General features: G+C 34.4%; 18 protein-coding genes and 1 other RNA gene. 12 read left to right on the top strand and 7 right to left on the bottom strand.

Annotated features, from left to right (window positions below; all coding sequences use genetic code 11):
* Positions 1–40: 40 nt before the first annotated feature.
* Positions 41–1,555 carry a stalk domain-containing protein gene (locus CD29_RS11935; protein WP_081976232.1) on the bottom strand — a complete coding sequence of 505 codons (1,515 nt, stop codon included), beginning with the start codon at positions 1,553–1,555 and terminating at the stop codon, positions 41–43.
* Positions 1,556–1,841: 286 nt separating this feature from the next.
* On the opposite strand from CD29_RS11935, the gene CD29_RS11930 reads away from it, so the two are divergent.
* Positions 1,842–2,282 carry a CoxG family protein gene (locus CD29_RS11930; protein ID WP_036187027.1) on the top strand — a complete coding sequence of 147 codons (441 nt, stop codon included), beginning with the start codon at positions 1,842–1,844 and terminating at the stop codon, positions 2,280–2,282.
* Positions 2,283–2,908: 626 nt separating this feature from the next.
* Here CD29_RS11930 and CD29_RS11925 read toward each other — a convergent pair.
* A complete protein-coding gene (locus CD29_RS11925) occupies positions 2,909–3,385 on the bottom strand; it encodes a hypothetical protein (RefSeq protein WP_036187025.1) in 477 nt (158 codons plus the stop codon).
* 122 nt (positions 3,386–3,507) lie between these two features.
* Positions 3,508–4,824 carry a branched-chain amino acid transport system II carrier protein gene (gene brnQ / locus CD29_RS11920; protein WP_036187024.1) on the bottom strand — a complete coding sequence of 439 codons (1,317 nt, stop codon included), beginning with the start codon at positions 4,822–4,824 and terminating at the stop codon, positions 3,508–3,510.
* A gap of 407 nt (positions 4,825–5,231) precedes the next feature.
* On the opposite strand from brnQ, the gene CD29_RS11915 reads away from it, so the two are divergent.
* The 4 genes from CD29_RS11915 to CD29_RS11900 all read left to right on the top strand — a co-directional run bounded on the left by CD29_RS11915 (position 5,232) and on the right by CD29_RS11900 (position 9,346).
* The gene (locus CD29_RS11915) at positions 5,232–5,948 is read left to right on the top strand and encodes a bifunctional nitric oxide dioxygenase/dihydropteridine reductase 2 (protein WP_036187022.1); all 717 of its coding nucleotides are present in this window, start codon (positions 5,232–5,234) and stop codon (positions 5,946–5,948) included.
* A gap of 197 nt (positions 5,949–6,145) precedes the next feature.
* Positions 6,146–7,069 (top strand): LysR family transcriptional regulator, encoded by a 924-nt coding sequence (locus CD29_RS11910; protein WP_036187020.1) that lies wholly within the window; start codon positions 6,146–6,148, stop codon positions 7,067–7,069.
* 180 nt (positions 7,070–7,249) lie between these two features.
* Positions 7,250–8,770, top strand: coding sequence for a succinate CoA transferase (locus tag CD29_RS11905; protein WP_036187017.1), 1,521 nt, complete (start codon positions 7,250–7,252; stop codon positions 8,768–8,770).
* Between the two features lie 66 nt (positions 8,771–8,836).
* The gene (locus CD29_RS11900) at positions 8,837–9,346 is read left to right on the top strand and encodes a YfiT family bacillithiol transferase (RefSeq protein ID WP_036187016.1); all 510 of its coding nucleotides are present in this window, start codon (positions 8,837–8,839) and stop codon (positions 9,344–9,346) included.
* 106 nt (positions 9,347–9,452) lie between these two features.
* Here the strand turns inward: CD29_RS11900 and CD29_RS11895 are convergent, their stop codons facing one another.
* Positions 9,453–10,859, bottom strand: coding sequence for a peptide MFS transporter (locus tag CD29_RS11895; protein WP_036187015.1), 1,407 nt, complete (start codon positions 10,857–10,859; stop codon positions 9,453–9,455).
* Between the two features lie 304 nt (positions 10,860–11,163).
* Here CD29_RS11895 and ssrS point away from each other — a divergent pair.
* The 3 genes from ssrS to CD29_RS11885 all read left to right on the top strand — a co-directional run bounded on the left by ssrS (position 11,164) and on the right by CD29_RS11885 (position 15,079).
* A non-coding RNA gene (gene ssrS, locus CD29_RS20025) (6S RNA) lies at positions 11,164–11,353 on the top strand.
* Positions 11,354–11,486: 133 nt separating this feature from the next.
* Positions 11,487–12,128, top strand: a complete 642-nt coding sequence (ytaF, locus tag CD29_RS11890; RefSeq protein WP_036187012.1) for a sporulation membrane protein YtaF — start codon at positions 11,487–11,489, stop codon at positions 12,126–12,128.
* Positions 12,129–12,481: 353 nt separating this feature from the next.
* Complete coding sequence (locus tag CD29_RS11885) at positions 12,482–15,079, top strand: cation-translocating P-type ATPase (RefSeq protein ID WP_036187009.1); 2,598 nt, start codon at positions 12,482–12,484, stop codon at positions 15,077–15,079.
* A 111-nt stretch (positions 15,080–15,190) separates the two neighbouring features.
* Here CD29_RS11885 and CD29_RS11880 read toward each other — a convergent pair whose 3' ends face one another.
* Positions 15,191–15,562 (bottom strand): winged helix-turn-helix transcriptional regulator, encoded by a 372-nt coding sequence (locus CD29_RS11880; protein WP_036187008.1) that lies wholly within the window; start codon positions 15,560–15,562, stop codon positions 15,191–15,193.
* A gap of 196 nt (positions 15,563–15,758) precedes the next feature.
* On the opposite strand from CD29_RS11880, the gene CD29_RS11875 reads away from it, so the two are divergent.
* Together CD29_RS11875 and CD29_RS11870 are read left to right on the top strand one after the other, a co-directional pair.
* Positions 15,759–16,961 (top strand): MFS transporter, encoded by a 1,203-nt coding sequence (locus CD29_RS11875; RefSeq protein WP_036187006.1) that lies wholly within the window; start codon positions 15,759–15,761, stop codon positions 16,959–16,961.
* 21 nt (positions 16,962–16,982) lie between these two features.
* Positions 16,983–17,825 (top strand): aldo/keto reductase, encoded by an 843-nt coding sequence (locus tag CD29_RS11870; protein ID WP_036187070.1) that lies wholly within the window; start codon positions 16,983–16,985, stop codon positions 17,823–17,825.
* 113 nt (positions 17,826–17,938) lie between these two features.
* Here CD29_RS11870 and CD29_RS11865 read toward each other — a convergent pair whose 3' ends face one another.
* Positions 17,939–18,520 carry a GNAT family N-acetyltransferase gene (locus CD29_RS11865; RefSeq protein ID WP_036187005.1) on the bottom strand — a complete coding sequence of 194 codons (582 nt, stop codon included), beginning with the start codon at positions 18,518–18,520 and terminating at the stop codon, positions 17,939–17,941.
* A 346-nt stretch (positions 18,521–18,866) separates the two neighbouring features.
* Between CD29_RS11865 and CD29_RS11860 the strand changes: the two genes are divergently transcribed.
* On the top strand, positions 18,867–19,148 hold the full coding sequence (locus tag CD29_RS11860; protein ID WP_036187003.1) for an EAL domain-containing protein: 282 nt from the start codon (positions 18,867–18,869) through the stop codon (positions 19,146–19,148).
* A gap of 152 nt (positions 19,149–19,300) precedes the next feature.
* Positions 19,301–20,065 (top strand): metallophosphoesterase, encoded by a 765-nt coding sequence (locus CD29_RS11855; RefSeq protein ID WP_052124130.1) that lies wholly within the window; start codon positions 19,301–19,303, stop codon positions 20,063–20,065.
* 48 nt (positions 20,066–20,113) lie between these two features.
* Here the strand turns inward: CD29_RS11855 and CD29_RS11850 are convergent, their stop codons facing one another.
* On the bottom strand, positions 20,114–21,223 hold the full coding sequence (locus CD29_RS11850; protein WP_036187001.1) for a primosomal protein N': 1,110 nt from the start codon (positions 21,221–21,223) through the stop codon (positions 20,114–20,116).
* Between the last annotated feature and the right edge of the window lies 1 nt (position 21,224).

Genomic DNA, 21,224 nt, shown 5'->3' with positions numbered 1-21,224 from the left:
AAAACAAGGCACATCGATTTGATGTGCCTTGTTTATATGACTAGTCTAGTGTAATGATATTAATCACTATCGGCAACGACGAGCCACCTGCATGAACAATGTCGAGTTCAATAATGCCCTCATTATTCGTTGTTTGATAATCCATAACTTTTACAACATCTTTCATAGGATCTAGGGGAGGAATATTGAAAATTCCTTCTGCCGTTTTAACAGTTCCGCTATATAAACCGCCCCTACTGCCGAGTCTAACTCGTATAGTGTTTTCTTCATGAAAATGATTAATGTAAGGGATTTTTATTTTATAAACAGCACCAAAATGTCCTTTATTTGCAATAGAAGGAGTTATTAAGCTAGTTGCAGAGTTAAAAAGATTATCTGTTTCTCCATTCGAAATCGTATAGGACAGTTCTGCACCTTCATTTACATTGTAGGTAGGTAATGTTGCAATTAATTCAGAACTTGACCACACCCCACGTGGATGTGGATTTTTATGATCTAGGTTAATTGGTGATGACTTTATTGCCGTTAAGTCACTACCATCCTTACTAATTACAGTTCTGATTACATAAGTTAACTCACCGTTACCAGATTCTTTTGTCACCGTTAGATCATATAAAAATCCAACCAGTTCATTTGGCTTCAATAGAAAACTATCTAAAGTTAATGATTGACCAGGCATAATTGGTTCGTTTATTAAATTTATTTGATTTAATCGGTCATCTAGTAAAGCCTCTGAAATCGGAAGCCCTACGTCAAGGTCGTAAAATCCGGTTGAGGTAATTTTCTTTATTCCTTTTAGGGAGTCTATTTTAAATGAGGTATTACTTGATACATTTTCAATTGTTATCCCCACTGTAACTTCTTCATCGAATTGATTGATATGCCAGCCGAACACTCGATGATCCATTGTACTTTGGTTAACCATGACAATGTCATTTGATAAAGTAACATTGTCGCCACTGAGAGTAGTTGGACTTAATATTTCTGGATTATCACTAACTAATAATCTTCTGTTTCCAGACATTATTACATTCTGAACATTAGTTACATTTGTTAACTTTCCTTGCTCTTTTGCAAAGAATTCAATAGCATATTTTGGCATCGTAATATTGATGTTTTTGCTATTAGGGTCATATTGAACATCCCCAACAAATGCTTCCCCTACAAATCGTAATGGAATCATTGTTTTGCCTTTATATAAAATAGGTGGAGCTATCAAACTTCGTGTTTCACCATTAATTTGAGCAGTCGTAGAATCAATTATCAATTTTAAGTTTGTGTTTCCTTTATTTGCGAAAACTGCAAATTCTTTTGGATCCCACTCAACAGTTGCCCCCATCGCCTCAAAAGTCTCTCTAAATGGAACTAAAGTTGTCCCGTCTTTAAGTATAGGCAAGACAGGATACTTAACTTTCTTACCATCCACGTATACTTCTGAAGTTGAGGTAGTATATTGTTGTTCTGTAGCTTTTGTTGTTGGCGTACTTAGAAACAAAAAACTGAAAATCACAATCGCAATCGTGCTGATCATCCACTTCCTCTTTAATAGATTCATTAAAAACAACCTCCATTACTTCATATATTACAATAACAGCACTAGTAATTGTAAAAGAAATTCCACCTAATATGATTGTAATCAGAAGACGTTTTTAAACTAATTTTTTTCGTGGTAAACATTGGAGTGATAAAACTAGCTGTGTAAAGGTTAACTTTTGGTGGGGAGATATATTTTATTCATAGATATTTTGAATAGATAGTAATGTAAGTTTATACTTTTTGTGTAATAATTAGATTTTATAGAAATATAAATTACATATATTGCAATGAAAGTAGGGATTATGATGGCAACGGGAACACATACAGTAGAAATTCCAGTAGATGTACAAGCAGTTTGGGAGTATGTTAGCGATCTAGAAAAATGGGCAACAGCAGTGCCAGCTTATAAAGAACATGAAATCATTGATGAAAAGCAATCGATTTGGACTTTTGAAGGTAACGTAAAAGGGATTAAGAAAACAATTCAAGCTCAAGTAGACATTACGGAATGGAACGAACCTTCAAATATTAAGTTTGAGTTAAAAGGGTTATCTGATAATTTTACGGGTAGCGGGCATTTTACTGCTGAAGAGTTGAGTGGGAAAACTACAATGACTTGTACGGTAGAAGTAAATGCCGGTGGAATCTCAGGCGCGTTATTAACGCCAATCATTAAATGGGCTGTTCCAAAGGTAGCATCTCGTTTAACAGAATCCATTGCTCGTAAAATTGTAGTATTTTCATAGTATTTTAAAGAAGAAGCCGAAATGTTGGCTTCTTTTTTGTGTTTTGGGATATTTGGGGGAAGTACCACTTAAGGATCTAGCTTAGTACTTAGTACGATTTATTAGACAGTTGATATGTAAAGTGAAGCTTAGATGTCCAAATAACATGACTATTAAGACACTTGAGGTGTAAAGTGAAGCGGAGATGTCCAAATAACATGACTATTAAGACACTTGAGGTGTAAGGTGAAGCGGAGATGTCTAAATAACATGACTATTAAGACACTTGAGGTGTAAAGTGAAGCAGAGATGTCCAAATAACATGACTATTGAGACACTTGAGGTGTAAAGTGAAGCGGAGATGTCCAAATAACATGACTATTGAGACACTTGAGGTGTAAAGTGAATCGGAGATGTCCAAATAACATGACTATTAAGACACTTGAGTGTAAAGTGAAGCGGAGATGTCCAAATAACATAACTATTAAGACACTTGAGGTGTAAAGTGAAGCCGAGTTGTCCAAATAACATGACTATAAAGACACTTGAGGTGTAAAGTGAAGCGGGATGTCTCATAACCCCCCTTCACGGAACACTTCATGTTTTAAAATACCCCAAATTTCAATTAGTATCAATTTAATTTCAACCTATATAAACCTAACCCGAATTTTATCTTCAAGTTTTACTCCTTCAAGATCATGCAATTCAATTTCATTAATAGGTATAGAAAGCTTTTTCAATTTCTGTTCCCCATCGCCTGCCCAAAACCTCAACAACTCAACGTTTTGACTCGATGAAAATTCCTTCTTTATATATTCCCAAAAATCATTTAAAAACTTTTCATTCCAATTTCCTTCGACCCAATATATGTATTCTTTTTCGCTATAAAACTCTAAATCATAAGGTGGTACTTTGCATAAAGCGACTCTTAATTGTCCGAAGGCAGATTCGTCTGGTGCATGTAGAACATGAGCATCATCGTCCATCGTATGCCATGCTTGCACTGGTGTATTTTCTGTTATTGGGTATAACTTTTTCAATTCTCTTACAGTAATTTTAGTTATGCCGCTATGATCCACTTCGGTCAATGGTTGATCGGCCACAAGTATGGTGAATAAAGACACTTTTTATCTAGCTCCTTTAAGGTTTAACTGCTTAATAATTCAATAAAAAGTGTATAATCCCTCTATTTATTTCTAAAAGAAAAACGCCAGTCAAAATTATTTTTGACTAGCGCTAGGACCCCCTAAGTAATATCTTCTGGTTTAATATTTTTCCCTATCCCAATTACACCACCAACAACAATCCAAATGATAGCCGGTATAACCCAACCAACACCTTGATCGTAAAGAGGGATGAATGTTAATGTCTTTGATAAAGATTTGTCTAAGAAAGTTACATTTATAGTTTCAACTATACTAAAAATGGCTGTAAAAACGATGGCAGAAAAATAAATTGAATGATTTAAATAACGATTGAATAATCCTAAAACAATTAAGACAATTGCTAAAGGGTAAATCATCCCTAAAATAGGTACAGAAATAGCCAAAATCTGATTTAAACCTAAATTTGCCACTGAAAAGCTCACAAGGGCAGTAATCGCAGCCCAAACTTTATAAGTGAAAATAGGTAATAGTTTCGAGAAGTATTCACCGCATGAAATAACTAAACTAATCGATACACATAGGCAGGCAATTGTAAATAATAGTCCCAATAATATAATCCCAGTTGGGCCGAACAACTGATTCATAACAACGGTTAATACTTCGGCACCGTTATCTAATTGTTCAATAGAAGATACCGATGCACCTAAGTAAGTCAAAATACCGTAGATGACAGCTAATAAAATCCCTGCTCCAAGTCCAGCAAACAGCATGTATTTCGAAATGGAAGCATTGTCTTTTATTCCTTTTGCACGAATTGTATTGACCACGACAATTCCATATACAAGTGCAGCAAGAGCATCCATAGTTAGATAGCCATCTAGGAAACCTTGGAAGAAACCATTCGTTGCATATAACTCGGTTGCGGATGCATAAGGATTTACTGGTGTAAAAATAGCTTTTACAAAGATGATGACAATAAGAACTAATAATATCGGTGTTAATAGCTTACCAAAACGGTCTACAAGTTTTGATGGTGATAAGCTTAGCCATAAAACAATTGCAAAAAATACAACAGTATAAATAAATAACATCATTACACTATCGGCTAAATTCTCCGGTAAGAATGGTTTGATACTCATTTCATAAGCTACTGTACCCGCTCTAGGGATTGCTAAGCCAGGACCGATTGAAAGATAAATTAATACTGGGAATATGATTGCAAACCAAGGGTGTACGCGGGTTGCTAGTGTATGTAAGCTCCCAGCTTTTCCTATTGCAATGACTCCTAAAATAGGTAAGCCAACCGCAGTGATAATGAATCCTAATAGTGAAATCCACAATTCAACCCCAGCTGAATTTCCTAAAAATGCAGGGAAAATTAAGTTACCTGCACCGAAAAACATAGAAAATAACATAAAAATAATCATAAGTAATTCTTGGTTAGATAGTTTAGGCATTTCTTTCTCCTTATATAAAATAACTTGTAGTATAACAACTAAGTTGGACGATGCCTATAGTCTGATAAAAAGCAATAATATTAAGTTTTTTTAGAATAATCCAAAACTATTTCAGTTGTTAGATGTGATTTAGTTTGTGTAATTTAAAAAATAATATTAAATCGCTATTGCTTTGCTAAATGTTTTTTAAAATAGAGAGGTCTAATATGTACTTCTGCTTGAATTTCCATCCATATTGTCCATTAAACTGATTTGCATTTCTTATGCCACGTCACGCTTTCTTATTGAAAAGTCGAAATTTAATTTTCCATTTAAATTTAAAAACAAACAATCCGAATAATTGAGAATGATTATCAATTATTGTATAATATAAAATAAGGATGTAGATTTGAAAAGGGGATTATACAATGCAAATATATTGGACAAAAATAAACAAGATTATTGAGGAAACGCCAGAAGTTAGAACGTATATGCTCGAAGTTCCAGAAGGTTTTATATGGGAGGAAGGTTCTCACACTCACTTCGGATTGGAAGGATTCAATGCTGGAGATAAACCGAACAAAAGCCTGGTGCGCCATTTGTCAATTTCTACACTGCCTTACGAAAATGCAATTGGTATTACAACACGCATTAAAGAACAATGCTCTGAGTTTAAGTCTATCTTAAGAAATCTTAAAGTCGGCGATAAAGTGGCTATATTTAAAACTCATTCAAATGTTCCTCTTAAAAGAGAAAACAAAAATGTTTACCTGCTGTCATCAGGAGTTGGCTTAGCAACTTTCAGACCGCTTGTACTTGAATATTTTGAACGTGCTGACAACGTAAACCAAGTTCATTCCTTGAACATCGATTCGTCAAAGGATTTCTTATTCACTAATATTTTTAAATCCACTCCTGACAAAAAGTTCGCGGCACAATTCGTTGATAACCGTAAAGAATATTATGAAGTAGTGAAAACATTGGCTACAGACAAGGAAGGTATCTTCTATGTGGTAGGCAGTGATGATTTCCTAGTACAAAACATCGAAGTGCTGCGTGAACAAGGCATCCAACCAGAACAGATTATGCTCGATAAGCGGGAAAATCAACTACCTAATTTTTTGTCTTCTAATTTTACAGTTTAATAGGAAAAGGGCATTGATCAATTATGATTAGTGCTCTTTTTTGATGTTAAATCTAACTAAATTAAATTTGACTTGCACTCTTTTTGCTTTTATATGGGAAATTGTGTGATAATTCTTATAATAAAGAATAACTTAATAACTAGATTCTTAGATAAATATACATGGATATAGAAAGTTACTAGAGAGGAGTGGGAAGTTTGGAATTGCGACATTTGGAATATTTTTTGATGGTTAGTGAAGAACTACATTTTACAAAAGCAGCTGAAAAATTAGGTATTTCACAACCCACTTTAAGTCATCAAATTAAGATGCTTGAAAAAGAGATAGGATATTCGCTTTTTAACCGTGTTGGCAAGAAAATTGAACTGACAAAGGTAGGAGAAATTGTTCAACAAGAGGCATTAAATATTCAAAATTCTATCCAAAATATATCTTCTCAAATTGCCGCATTCTCTAAAGGTGAAATCGGAGAATTGAAAATTGCTGTGTTACCAGGGGAAATAACTGATTTAGTAACGACATTGTGTATTCCATTTAACCAGCTTTATCCGAACATTAGAGTGTTTGTTGAATCGACAGATCAAGTAGAAAAGGTAGTCATAGAAAATCAAGCGGATTTCGGGATTAGTTTCCAATTCAATCAAGAGGACCTGCTGCATGGTACGAAGCTGTATGATGAGGAATTCTATCTTATCAGTAATCAGAAGAGTGAAGAACAAAAAGTCCAATTTACTTCTGTTTTAGATGGACCACTTATTTTATTTCCAAGTATGCATCAGTGTAGGAAAATGTTGAATAAGGCTAGTTCTGAAATTGATAAAACATTAGAGCCTATTGTTGAAACATCTAGTATTAAGTCCATTTTAAATCTAGTTCGAAGTGGCGTTGGACGTAGCATTGTTTCTCGTACATTGTTTGAGTTTTATGATACGAACGATTTATTCTTCCAACAGATTGAAAAACCAACTTTGACTAGAGAAGTTTTCCTTGTGATGAAAAAGAATTGTTATATGCATTATGCATCCCGTGAATTTATAAAGTTATTGGTACGTGAAATCGAAAAACTTCACTTTAATACAGAGAAAGAGGCAATGCATTCATTGCATAGTTTTGTATTATAGTTTTTTTCTATCATTATCATAGAAATGAACACATAGACTTATAATGTAGTCATCTATACAATGAAAGTAGAACAACTGAGAATATTCATGCAATGGGGATTGCTCTTTGGCAATAACATTTATGGTTGCCAAAAGTTAAAATGTAAATACTAAACACAAACTAATTCGGGGTGATTGTTAATGGGAAAAGATTTAAGTCAAATTATCAGAAACAAAGCGTTTTTAGACAAAGTTGTTTCTGCTGAAGAAGCAGCATCATGGATCGAAGACGGAATGAACCTTGGAATGAGTGGTTTTACACTATTTGGTGAGCCGAAAGAATTTCCACTTGCTCTTTCTAAGCGCGGTGAAAATGAGAAATTCAAAGTTAACCTTTATACTGGAGCATCATTAGGACCAACTGCTGACCAATCTATGGCTGAAGCAGGAATCATTAATTTACGTGTTCCTTACCAAGGTAACGCTGTTATGCGTAATAAAATTAATGCAGGTGAACTTTTCTATATTGACCAGCATTTATCACATACAGCAGAAGAAGTTAGAAAAGGTACTTTAGGTAAAATCGATTATGCAATTATCGAAGCAGCTGCGATTACTGAAGATGGTTTAATTATTCCAACGGGTTCTGTAGGTAACTCACCAATTTTTGTCGAAAAAGCTGAAAACGTTATCATTGAAATCAATACAACTGCTCCTAGTGCGTACGAAGGTCTTCATGATATCTATGTACTAAAAGAACAAGGTGAGCGTAGAGAAATTCCGATTTATAGCGTAGGTGATAGAATCGGAGAAATCGGAATTAAAGTAGATCCGGCTAAAGTAAAAGGTATTGTATTATCAGAACAGCCTGATATTCCATCACCATTATTTGAGCCAAATGAAGAAACACAACAAATTGCAGATAACTTATTAGAGTTCTTTGCGAATGAAGTAAAAGAAGGAAGATTATCAAATTCTTTAGCACCACTACAATCTGGTGTAGGGTCAGTTGCGAATGCCGTTCTTAATGGCATGAAAACTTCTCAATTTAAAGATATTGAAGTAGCTTCTGAAGTTTTACAAGATGGCGTATTTGATCTTATAGATGCGGGTGTTGTTAAATTTGCAGTGGGTACAGCATTCTCACTTTCTAAGAAACGTGTAGAATCACTAGCTGAAGATTTAGAGAAATACAAAGGGAAAATTATGTTCAGACCTCAAGAAATCTCTAATCACCCAGAAGTAATCCGTCGTTTAGGTGTAATCTCATTTAACACTGCTCTTGAAGTAGATATCTACGGAAACGTTAACTCTACTCACGTAAGTGGAACTAGAGTGATGAACGGAATTGGTGGTTCTGGTGATTTTGCTCGTAACGCGAGAATCACAATCTTTGTAACACCTTCTTTAGCGAAAAACGGAGCAATCTCAGCAATCGTTCCATTTGTTTCACATGCTGACCATACAGAGCACGACGTAGACGTAATTGTAACTGAGCAAGGATATGCAGATCTTCGCGGACTTCCACCAGTGAAGCGTGCAGAAAAACTTATTGAAATCGCACATCCATCTTACAGACCACAATTACGTGCGTACTTTGAGGAAGCAAAAGAGAAAGTGGGCGGTCATACACCACACATTCTAGAAAAAGCATTCTCATTCCATACTAACCTAAAAGAAAAAGGTACAATGTTATTGGAAGAAGAAAAGATAAATAATTAATTACTATTGATTTTAGTAACTAGCCTTTTGAAGAAGATATTACAAATAGATAAAGAGGGATCGAAAATGAATGTAAAATACCCGATTGGGGAATTACAAGTTCCTGAAAAAGTAACCTTAGAAAATGTCCAAGAATGGCTAGAGAAAATAGCGACTTATACAACTCGACTAAGAGAAACTGTTGACTCTTTAAATGATGAGGAGTTAGGCAAAACATATCGTGATGGTGCATGGAATGTTCGCCAACTTGTTCATCACATTGCAGATTCTCAGCTAAATATGTATCAGCGTTTGAAGCTTGCATTAACAGATGATAATCCTACAGTACCTGGGTTTGATGAAGAAAAGTGGGCAATTCAACCAGATACAGAGCTTCCTGTAGAAAGTTCTATTAGAATGCTAGAAGGAATAAATGAACGAATTGTATCTTTAGGTAATACTTTAACTGAGGAACAATTAGATCGCATCTTTACTCACCAAACAAACGGTGAAGTAAAAGTTTCTAAAAAACTTGCGAAATTATGTTGGCATGAAGAACATCATTTAGCCCATATTAAAATTGCATTATCACTATAACAAGATATTTAAAATTGGCTTGTCGTAATTCGATAAGCCATTTTTTAAATTCAAACCGAGAAAAAGGCCAGCCAAGTACATGGCTGACCTTTTAATCATGTATATATTAATTTGCTTTTACAGTTCCTTCATGTTCAACTTCATCGTCGCCTAACATTTTCACTAATTTCTTAGATAGTGATAGAAGTATTAGACCAAGGACGATAACTGCAGCTCCAATGACTGCAAATACTTCAAAATATCCAAGACTGGAAGTGACTGCACCTAGTTGACCAGCAAGGATATTGGCAACAAAAGAACTTGCCATCCAAACCGCCATTAATAATGATGCAAACTTAATAGGTGCATATTTACTTACAAAGGATAAGCCTACAGGTGATAAGAATAACTCACCGATTGTATGGAAGAAGTAAGTCATGACAATAAACATAATATTCGCTTTTACTGTGATGTTCGTTTCATCGCTACCAGTTTGCATAATTGCAAATAATAGGACGATAAACCCGACCCCAAGTAAGATCATACCGATCCCCATTTTTGTAGGAACTGGAAGATCACCGCGTTTCGAATTTGATAATTTAACCCAAAGCATCGAAACAATTGGAGCTAATAAAATAATGAATAATGGGTTAACCGATTGGAACCAAGATGTTGGAATTTCCCATCCGAAAACTGTACGGTCAATAAATTTATCTGTGTAAATGCTAAGTGCTCCACCAGCTTGTTCAAATCCAGCCCAGAAGAAAACAACAAATGCAGCTAAGATGAAAATTACTTTCGTTCTGTTTTTCTCTTTCTTAGTTAACTTTTGTTTTTCTACTTCACCAGAGGTAGACACTTCCGGTTTACCAACTGGTTTTTTACCGATATCACCTAAGAATCGATTTCCTAATGCATTAAATAGAATTTGTCCAATAACCATCCCGATTGCAGAAGCAAGGAATCCGTATTTATAACCGTACTCAATGATTCCATTTGTTGATATGGCAAACCATTTATCAGTAATCGCGCCTATCAATAGTGGGGCAAAGAATGCACCTGTATTAATTCCCATATAGAAAATCGTAAAGGCAGCATCACGACGTTTGTCTGTTGGCCCATAAAGTTCCCCTACTATAGTAGAAATATTTGGTTTAAAAAACCCGTTTCCTATAATAAGTAGACCTAATCCAATATATACGGCAGTGAAACTTTGGTTGGCAAATAGAACAAAGTTTCCTAATGCCATCGTAATACCACCGATTGTAATAGCTAATCGTTGACCTAAATATCTATCAGAAAGAAAACCACCGATTAATGGTGTAAAATAAACTGCTCCAGTAAAAAATCCGTATAACATAAGAGCCGTACCTTCATCCATACCTAATCCACCACTAATTAACGACTTTGTTAAGTAGAGAATTAGGATTGCTCTCATGCCATAATAACTAAAACGCTCCCACATTTCTGTCATAAATAACAGATATAATCCAGGAGGGTGTTTTTCTGTTTGTCTCGCTAAGGTTGTATCCAAATGAATCCCTCCAGCTGCTTTATATTATTTTAGTATAACAATAGTAATAGGTAATCTTTAAAAATGTCAATGAAATTTCAATAAGAAATAATATTAAGAAAAATGTTAATGTTTATTATATTCTATAGATTATGATCTAACAGATGATCACTATGGAATAGTAAAAAGAAGTAATTATCAGAACAGCATGATGGTTGAATGGTATTATTGGAAAGGTTATTCCTATTAAACCAAGAAATATCCTTTGACTTTTTTCTTTAAAAATACTTACTTGCACAAGGGTTAACGATATCGTAATATAACATTAAAGCTGCGTTGTACGTACGAATATTAAGTTTTAACCTTTAAGCTGTAAAAGGGAGTTTTAGATCGAAGTTGGAATGGCGAGCGTCACATTCGTGATTGACGATATACAGGAAAACTTTTGCGAACACCCACTTTGAGGAGTGGTGGTTTAAAACTTTCTATCAATATTACGGCAAGGCGGCTTGCCTTACATAAAGATTCCAAAGCACTCTGTTCAAACAGGGTGCTTTTTTCTTTTTTCTTTTATTACTTTAATAAAATGTCATTATGTAATTCCCGTTCATAACATAAGGAAGTAACCTTGTCTGAAAGGAGTAAGTAATGGGTGATTTAGTTACTTTGATGCTCTTAGGATTTGCAGTAAGCCTAGATAGTTTCACTGTAGGTTTAACCTATGGAATGCGTAAAGTTAGCATTCCAATTAAGTCATTATTAATTATTTCGTCATGTACCTTTATCTTATTGCTATTAGCAATGGTATTTGGTTCATTTATCGAACTATTTATTTCATATGAAGCTGGAGAAACCATTGGTGGAATTATACTTATTGGAATTGGGATTTGGGTCCTTTATCAATTTTTTACATCACAAATCGAAAAAACTTCTAATGAAAATCATAAAGATGTGAAAATCATTGAATTTGAAATTAGATCAATATCGGTTGTGATTAAAATTTTAAAAAGACCAATGGAAGCGGATTTTGATAAATCTGGGATTATTAGTAGTAGAGAAGCATTTTTTTTAGGACTCGCTTTATCATTGGACTCTTTTGGTGCGGGTATTGGTGCCGCATTAATTGACTTGCCTCCTATCTTATTTTCAATTGTCATAACTGTTTCGAGCACGTTGTTTGTTTTAGCTGGCATAAATATAGGGAGAATTTTTAGAAATGTTCAATGGATGAAGAGTCTCACATTTCTACCGGGAATTGTTTTAATTTTAATTGGTATAATAAAAATTTAAACATAGTCTAAATAATTTATTGACTACAAAAAACGTTAATCCTCATTGTGAAGATTAACGTTTTTTTGATGAAAACCAAGTTTATAACTTAGCATATCAAAGTCTATTACTCCTATTAGTTAATCACCAAAAGTAACCCTTCGTATCTCTTTTTTCTCTATGAAGTGAATTGAAGATTCTAATACAAGGAGAGTATTATTACGATTTAATTCTAGTTCGGAGGAAATTATCTTTATCTAGTTAGAATATTTTAGAGTTTACAACCATAAGTTTGTTTATATTGAGAGATCAAATTACTAGCTTCACCCGATTAAAGTAGAAATCCATTTTAATAGAACTGGAGGGATAATCTAATGAATGTAACAGAACATTACAGAGAATCTGTACAAGAGGTTATGAAAAAATTGGACGTAACTCAACATGGGTTAACAGATTATGAGGTTCGAATGCGACACAAAAAGTATGGATATAACGAACTAAAAGAAGGTAAACAGAAAAATGCAGTACAAATATTTTTAGAACAATTTAAAGATTTTTTAGTTATCATCTTAATTGCAGCTGCCGTAATTTCAATGTTTCTTGGAGACTTTGATAGTTCTATCGTAATTATTGTTGTTATTACTTTAAATGCTGTACTTGGTACAATTCAACATATAAAAGCGGAGAAATCTTTAAATAGTTTAAAAGAATTAGCAGCTCCTATTTCTAAAGTTTTGCGGAATGGACAAGTTGTTGAAATCCCATCAAGAGAGGTTATTGTAGGGGATATTCTTCTATTAGAAGCTGGTGACTTTATTAGTGCTGATGGTCGAGTGACAGAAAGCTATAATTTACAAATTAACGAAAGTTCATTAACGGGTGAGTCACTTGCCATTCATAAAATGGTGTCTACTATTAACGAAGAAGAATTAGCACTTGGCGATCGGAAAAATATGGTCTTCTCAGGTAGTTTTGTTACAAATGGTCGAGGTCAAGCGATCGTTACCTCTATCGGTATGAATACTGAAATTGGTAAAATTGCTAGTTTACTAGATAGTGCGAAGGAGAAAAAGACACCTCTTCAAGTGAGTCTTGAGCAATTTGGAAAACGACTTGCGATTGGGATAATAATACTTTGTGTGATCATTCTCGCACTAGATTTAATACGCGGGCGTGAGCTAGTTGATTCTTTTATGTTTGCTGTATCTTTAGCTGTTGCGGCTATTCCAGAAGCATTAAGTTCTATCGTGACGATTGTTCTTGCCTTTGGAACACAAAACATGGCAAAAGAAAATGCCATTATGCGTAAGCTGCATGCAGTAGAGAGTCTTGGAAGTGTTTCAATCATCTGTTCAGATAAAACAGGAACGCTTACTCAAAATAAAATGACCGTTCAAAAAGTATTTTTAGGCGAGGAAATCTTCTCATATGACCAGTTACAAATGAACAATGGGCTTCATAAGAAATTGGTTGATATGGCTTTATTATGCAATGATGCGATAATTGCAGATGGTAAACAAATAGGAGACCCCACTGAATTAGCGCTAGTCAATTTAGGACAAGAATATCAACTAAATGAAAGAATTATACGAGGTCTTCATAATCGGGTCGGGGAAATACCATTCGATTCAACTCGTAAATTAATGAGTACGGTTAACCGAATGGGCAATCACTACGTAATGATTACAAAAGGAGCAGTAGATGTTCTTTTACCTCACATTAGTAAAATTGAAACTTCCAATGGTAGCTCAGTTATTAGGAAACAACAACTTGAGAAGATTCAAGAGGCCACTCATACATTATCAAATGATGGACTACGAGTTCTAGCTATTGCTTATAAAGACGTATCTTCACCAAGAATAAGTGAAAATGATGAAAATAACTTTACTTTTGTTGGGTTAATTGCAATGATGGATCCCCCTCGCGAGGAATCTGCTCAAGCTGTTGCTGACTGTATTGAGGCAGGCATTAAACCTGTCATGATTACAGGGGATCATAAAATTACTGCAACAGCTATTGCAAAACAAATTGGTATTTTAAAAGATCCTTCAGAAGCAATCGAAGGAAAAGAAATTGATAAATTATCGGATAAAGAATTACGAGAAAAAGTAGAGCACATTTCGGTTTATGCGCGTGTATCTCCTGAACATAAAATTCGCATTGTTAAAGCGTGGCAAGAAAAAGGTCATGTTGTAGCGATGACTGGAGACGGAGTAAATGATGCCCCTGCATTGAAACAAGCAGATATAGGTGTCGCTATGGGGAAAACAGGAACAGAAGTAGCAAAAGATGCATCATCAATGATTTTAACAGATGACAATTTTTTAACGATTGTAAAAGCAATTTCCAATGGAAGAAGTATATACGCGAATATAAAAAATTCGATTATGTTTTTATTATCCGGTAATGCGGGTGCAATTTTCGTTGTTCTCTACGCAACACTTTTTGCGCTACCAGTTCCATTTGCACCTGAGCATCTATTATTTATCAATTTATTAACAGACAGTTTACCTGCCATTGCCATTGGTTTAGAGAGGCACAACAAGAAAATCATGAAGGAAAAACCGCGAAATATACACGAGCCGTTATTAAATAAAAAATTCGCCTCACAGGTTGGTTTTGAAGGGCTAGTTATTGCAGCAGTTACCATCATCGCCTTCCAAAGTGGGTTATCTACAGGTGATACAACAGTTGGTACTACGATGGCATTTGCAACATTATGCTTATCGAGATTGTTCCATGGATTTAATTGTCGTTCAGAGCAATCTATTTTTAAAATAGGAATCTTCACAAATTTAACAGTCTGGATTGCTTTCCTCATCGGTTTTACACTTTTAAACTTGGTACTTATTACAGGCTTATTTGAATCCGCAGTATTAAATCATACACAATTATTAACAGTTTATGGACTAGCGTTCATTCCAGTAATTATTATTCAAATAGATAAAATATTCTTTAGAACAAATGAATAGTACAAATTAAAAATTCAACCTATCTAAAGGACCTAAGTTCGGTATTCTACAGGACTTGGGTCTTTTATGTTTTGCTTTTCAATCCCTAAGTGACCTAAACTTTGACTTCTTTTACTTAAGCTGATCATTCAACACACTATCTTCTAAAACAGAAAATTTATCTCCATATACTTTCGTTAAATGATTTTCACCCCATGTACATAGTAAATTTAGGATATTTTCTAAGCTTCGTCCGTATTCACTAAGCTCGTATTCAACTTTAGGTGGAACTTGATTGTACACAATTCGATTAATGACACCATCATCTTCAAGCTCTCGTAGCTGTTGAGTGAGCATTTTTTGTGTGATATTTGGCATGAGACGCTTTAATTCACTTGTTCTTTTTTTTCCGTGAGTAAGATGGCAGAGAATCACACATTTCCACTTTCCACCTATCACTTCTAAAGTCGCTTCAACCGAAATATTGTATTTCTTTTTTTCCATAATGTCCTCCTTTTATAGGTACAAAAAAGTACCTATATTACTTTTTGGTGTCTATATTACATAAAAGTGCGTACTTTTCTTCATAAATGATATATCACATAATAACATTTGCCGGCCGATTCAACTATACTTTCTTGCAAAACTTATTATTCGCTGAAAGGAAAGTATTCATTTATATAGAAAGTGAGGAAATTATATGGCTTTAAGTAAAAAACAAAGTACGTTAGCATTGCTTGCTTTGGCAGTTAGTGCTTTTGCAATTGGAACTACTGAATTCATCAGCGTTGGATTATTACCTCTTATTGCAAACGATTTAAGTATTCCAGTTACCACTGCAGGATTAACTGTATCTATATATGCTTTAGGAGTAATGATAGGAGCTCCTATATTAACATCTTTGACAACGAGAATGTCACGGAAGAAGTTATTACTATGGATAATGATTGTCTTTATCATTGGTAATACAATTGCAGCAATCTCTACAACAATTGGGTTATTGCTAGTAGCACGTGTAATTTCAGCATTATCACATGGAGTCTTCATGTCAATTGGCTCTACCATTGCTGCCGATTTAGTTCCCAAAACTCGTAGGGCTAGTGCCATTTCAATTATGTTTACTGGCCTTACTGTAGCTACAGTAACTGGTGTTCCATTGGGTACTTTTATTGGACAGCAGTTAGGATGGAGAACGGCCTTTATTACGATTGTTATCATTGGTGTTATCGCCTTAATTGCAAATAGCATTCTTGTTCCATCTAATTTACGAAAAGGTGTGAAAACTTCTTTTCGAGATCAGCTTAAGCTTGTAAAAAATGGGCGTTTATTGCTTATATTTATTATTACGGCATTAGGTTATGGAGGAACTTTTGTTGTATTTACTTTCTTATCACCATTACTTCAAGATATTACTGGATTTAAGGAAGGAACTGTAGCTGTCATTTTATTAGCTTACGGAATTACGATTGCGATTGGGAATATGATTGGCGGCAAGTTGTCGAATCAAAATCCTATTCGTGCATTGTTCTATATGTTTTTAGTACAGGCAGTCATTTTGTTTATATTAATGTTTACAGCTCCATTTAAAATTGCTGGATCAATAACTATCCTTCTTATGGGACTGTTAGCATTTATGAATGTGCCAGGCTTACAAGTATATGTTGTCATGTTAGCTGAGCGCTTTGTTCCAAGTGCAGTGGATGTGGCTTCTGCAATAAATATTGCTGCATTTAATGCCGGAATTGCGATTGGCTCCTATTTAGGAGGTATTATTACTAACTCGATAGGACTTATTCATACTTCTTGGATTGGAGCAATCATGGTTTTAATGGCTGCAGTTTTATCTAGGTTAAGCAGTGCTTTGGAACGAAAGGATCAATTAAGTAAAAATAAAGCTGAATAAAATATTGGAGGTATTATAATGATGATTAACAATTTACAAGATACTACAACTTTGCATAATGGTGTGAAAATGCCTTGGTTTGGACTAGGAGTTTTTAAAGTTGAGGAAGGTCCTGAATTAGTGAACGCAGTAAAAACGGCGATTAAACATGGATACCGCAGTGTAGATACTGCTGCAATTTATGCCAATGAGGAAGGTGTTGGCAATGGAATCGTAGAAGGATTAAAAGAAGCAGGTATCAGAAGAAAAGAGTTATTTCTCACTTCAAAAGTTTGGAATTCAGATTTAGGATACGAATCAACAATAACTGCCTATGAGACAAGCTTAAAGAAACTTGGATTAGACTATTTAGATTTATATTTGATTCATTGGCCAGTTGAAGGAAAATATAAAGATGCCTGGAGAGCGTTAGAAACACTTTACAAAGAAGGTCGAGTAAAAGCAATTGGTGTAAGTAATTTTCAAATTCACCATCTGGAAGACTTAATGAAGGATGCTGAAATTAAACCGATGATCAATCAAGTAGAATATCATCCGCGCTTGACTCAAAAAGAGTTACATGCATTTTGTCAAAATAACGGTATTCAGCTAGAGGCATGGTCACCATTAATGCAGGGGCAGTTGCTAGATAACGAAGTTTTACAGGAAATTGCGGACAAGCATAATAAATCTGTCGCCCAAGTTATTTTACGTTGGGACTTGCAAAACGGGGTTGTTACAATTCCAAAATCAACAAAAGAGCATAGAATTATTGAAAATGTGAATGTGTTTGATTTTGAGTTGACGAATGATGAGATGGAAGTCATAGATGGATTAAATCAAAATCATCGTGTAGGGCCAGACCCAGATAATTTTGATTTTTAAAATCTTCGTTTACAGGTGCTTGGAGTGTAGAGAAAAGAGTATTTTTCTCTACACTTTTTTATAATTGTTAATACCTTTATACCGTTACTTTGTTTTCTCAAGATACTAGTAGACTATTTCTCTACCTTCAATAATACTTTTTCAAATCTTTCTTTAATCTGATCCCATTCTTCACTAATGATACTATACATAACCGTATGGCGAATCGTTCCTTCTTTTCGGATCATATGATTTCGCAGTATCCCTTCTTTCGTCGCTCCTATCCTTTCAATTGCTTTTTGGGAACGAATATTTTCGTGACCTGTTTTAATTTGGATACGTTGCAAACCCAATTGTTCAAACCCATACTTTAATAGTAGATACTTACAGTTTGTATTAATAGTTGTGCGCCAGACCTTAGGGCTTAACCAAGTTGAGCCGATTTCTAATCGCTTATGCTGTAGAGATATATCCATATAAGAAGTGGCTCCCACAATTTCCCTAGTACTCTGATCAATAATAACAAACACATAGTCCGTTTTTGCTTCTCGCTTTTTCACACCATCTTGAACGTATTGAATTACACTTTCTCTATTAAGTAGCTCAACAGACATATGCTCCCAAATTACTGGGTCAGACCCTGCCTTGAATATCCCCTCTATATGAGAAAGATTAATAGGTTCCAGTTTAACGATTTCATTTTCTAGAATTTCCATACCATTTCACTCCTTAAATGCAAGTTTAATATTAAAAATACGCCCAAACTGGTGCCACATAAACAATTAAATACAGCAGTTGCTAAAATTTACAATTTATTGAAAAAGCTATTTATTTATTAATTACTAATTGGTATTATGATATATAACATTTGTTATTGGTCATTAATATATCATGCGACATAGTTCGAAGATATTTGATGAAATATACTCTAGATGATGATTCTCTTAAAAATATAATAACCTATGTGTCTATTACATTCATATTATTAATTGTGCAACGATTTTTAGTTAGCAATTATATGGAGTATTCGGTCAAGAAAATTATGTAACGATTCATCTATTAATGGAGCTTCTTATTAACAACATTTATTCGCATACTGAAAATGAACCAATAATCGTTGATATGATTCTAACAATGGCTAAACATTTAAACATGAAGGGTATTGCAGAAGGAATAGAAATAGAACAACAGTTACATTACTTAGTGAAAAACAAGTGTGATTATATACAAGGTTTTTTAATGAGTAAACCCCTCCCTTATGGAGAGCTTATTGATAATTATGAAAGCATCCAAAATAATTCAAAACATATTATTAGCGCACTTAACTTATATAAATTTTCTTAGGCAGACTTTATGTCTGTCTTTTTTTGGTGATATAAGTCACCATTCACATTACATGTGTATTATAATAGATACATCGGAATACATTAGAAGTGGTTACTGAGCATTTTGATATGCGAAGTTTAGTATATAAACTAATTTGGGATGTGTGTTAGATGGATAAAGTGTTTGTCGTTGGTGATATTCATGGTAATTATGAACTACTAGAGAACATTTTGACCAAATGGAATCCAGAAGAAGAACAACTTGTATTTCTAGGAGATTATATTGACCGTGGTCCCGATAGCTTGAAAGTTTTACAAAAGGTTATGGATCTTACGAAAAATTATGGAGCCATTGCGATTAGTGGAAATCATGAGCAGATTTTATTGTATTGGCTGAATAATACAGAAAAGTCTTCAGAATTTTTTTTTCATGAAAAAGTTGGTGGAACTGCAACGATACATAGTTTATTTCCCGAGTTAAAGGAAAACATTATTTTTAGTGATGTGAATGTATTAGAGTTGGCCTCAAAAGTAAAGGAGCAATTTTCTGTAGAACTTGAATTTATTAAAAACTTGAAAGTATATTATGAATGGGATTCCTATTTATTTGTTCATGCTGGGATTGATGTTCATGTAGAAGATTTTAAAGAGACAAAAGAAGAAAACTTTTACTGGATAAGAGATGAATTTCATTCAACTCCTCATCTAGCAAAAGAAATTGTTGTTTTCGGTCACACACCGACCCCAAATTTAAATAAAAACAAAAGTTATGACGTATGGGTTTCACCTTGCCATAAAAAAATTGGCATAGATGGTGGGGTCATTTATGAAAATGGTCAACTTCATGGTGTTGTTATTACGAAAGGTTCGAATGAGCTAACGGTATATGCTGCTAAGAGAGAAGAAGAAGTATTTTCATATACAGTCAAAATATAAGGCACTTCTAGTGAAAGAAGTGCCTTTTCATATATGAAATTAATGGATTTAAATATAGCCTTCATTGTAAAGATAAATTACTATTCCAGCAGCAATCAGTCCTAGTAATACAGCAAATACAACTTTAATTGGTGAAATAGGAGATTGCCCACCAACTCTACCTGTTTGTCCATTTACCATAAATTGATAGATTTTATCTTTAAACTTAAATGAGGATAGCCATAATGGTAACATTAAATATTTATATTTAACCTTTGAATAAACTACTGAAACTTGTAGATTTGAAACCTTATCGGCATTATGTCTCATTCGAATATGACTATCGATTTCCTGATGCAGTTGTTTACGAATTTCTGCCTTCGCTTGTAACCAACCGTCCTCTAAACCTACACTATAACGCTCAGCGATGTACCCATGGAGAAAATCCTTGTTAAATGTAAGAGATTGGTTCGTTCCAAATGGTTCTACTTGTCTTAGAATATTTTCATTGTAACGGCTCGATGCCCGAACAAGATGATCATCGATAAATCTTTCGTAAGTACCACTTGTGTTATACCAGTCTGTTTCAACATGTGTTTTTCCATCTTTATCTGTTACGGTACGATTTTTACCGTAGCGTGCAGTGTAACTTGAGCGAGTGTTTGTATCAAATGTCCAATAAGGTAAATAGACTCCAGAAAATGCATCTGCTTTTGCCGAACGTTTTGCTTCGTTTGGCGCAAACCATTTTCTTTTAATCCACTTTCTGAAATTCACATTTGCCTGTTCCTTAGTTACAGCAAAAGGGATAATGCCATTAGGTTCTAATGAGTTTTCTGCTGCTGCTTCCATCACATGGTTTGAACCACAATAAGGACAGACATTGGCCACTTCGAGTGCATCGTAAATCATTTCAGCCGCACAAGCATCACAAATAACAACCTTTTTTTCTTTACCCCATTCAAAACTTTTTTGTGATTCAGCTTGATTAAAATCTAATTCTTTTGCGAATTGATCTTCCAATGCTTCTGGCTGAACTACATCTTCTTCGTAACCACAATAGTTACAATGCAGCTTCCCAGATGAGGGATTAAACTGAATGGATGCGCCACAAGTAGGGCATTTCGCATCATGTTCGTCAACTTCTTTTAAATATTCTTCTTGACGTTCATGGGTCATG

The sequence above is a fragment of the Ureibacillus manganicus DSM 26584 genome, from assembly GCF_000772945.1.
GTDB lineage: Bacteria > Bacillota > Bacilli > Bacillales_A > Planococcaceae > Ureibacillus > Ureibacillus manganicus.
This window is presented reverse-complemented; position numbering and strand designations above follow the sequence as displayed.

Coding starts and splice junctions, on each gene's coding strand:
- CD29_RS11935 (WP_081976232.1), bottom strand. CDS start 1,555: ATGAATCTATTAAAGAGGAAGTGGATGATCAGCACGATTGCGATTGTG.
- CD29_RS11930 (WP_036187027.1), top strand. CDS start 1,842: ATGGCAACGGGAACACATACAGTAGAAATTCCAGTAGATGTACAAGCA.
- brnQ (WP_036187024.1), bottom strand. CDS start 4,824: ATGCCTAAACTATCTAACCAAGAATTACTTATGATTATTTTTATGTTA.
- CD29_RS11915 (WP_036187022.1), top strand. CDS start 5,232: ATGCAAATATATTGGACAAAAATAAACAAGATTATTGAGGAAACGCCA.
- CD29_RS11905 (WP_036187017.1), top strand. CDS start 7,250: ATGGGAAAAGATTTAAGTCAAATTATCAGAAACAAAGCGTTTTTAGAC.
- CD29_RS11900 (WP_036187016.1), top strand. CDS start 8,837: ATGAATGTAAAATACCCGATTGGGGAATTACAAGTTCCTGAAAAAGTA.
- ytaF (WP_036187012.1), top strand. CDS start 11,487: ATGGGTGATTTAGTTACTTTGATGCTCTTAGGATTTGCAGTAAGCCTA.
- CD29_RS11885 (WP_036187009.1), top strand. CDS start 12,482: ATGAATGTAACAGAACATTACAGAGAATCTGTACAAGAGGTTATGAAA.
- CD29_RS11880 (WP_036187008.1), bottom strand. CDS start 15,562: ATGGAAAAAAAGAAATACAATATTTCGGTTGAAGCGACTTTAGAAGTG.
- CD29_RS11875 (WP_036187006.1), top strand. CDS start 15,759: ATGGCTTTAAGTAAAAAACAAAGTACGTTAGCATTGCTTGCTTTGGCA.
- CD29_RS11870 (WP_036187070.1), top strand. CDS start 16,983: ATGATTAACAATTTACAAGATACTACAACTTTGCATAATGGTGTGAAA.
- CD29_RS11865 (WP_036187005.1), bottom strand. CDS start 18,520: ATGGAAATTCTAGAAAATGAAATCGTTAAACTGGAACCTATTAATCTT.
- CD29_RS11860 (WP_036187003.1), top strand. CDS start 18,867: ATGGAGCTTCTTATTAACAACATTTATTCGCATACTGAAAATGAACCA.
- CD29_RS11855 (WP_052124130.1), top strand. CDS start 19,301: ATGGATAAAGTGTTTGTCGTTGGTGATATTCATGGTAATTATGAACTA.
- CD29_RS11850 (WP_036187001.1), bottom strand. CDS start 21,223: ATGACCCATGAACGTCAAGAAGAATATTTAAAAGAAGTTGACGAACAT.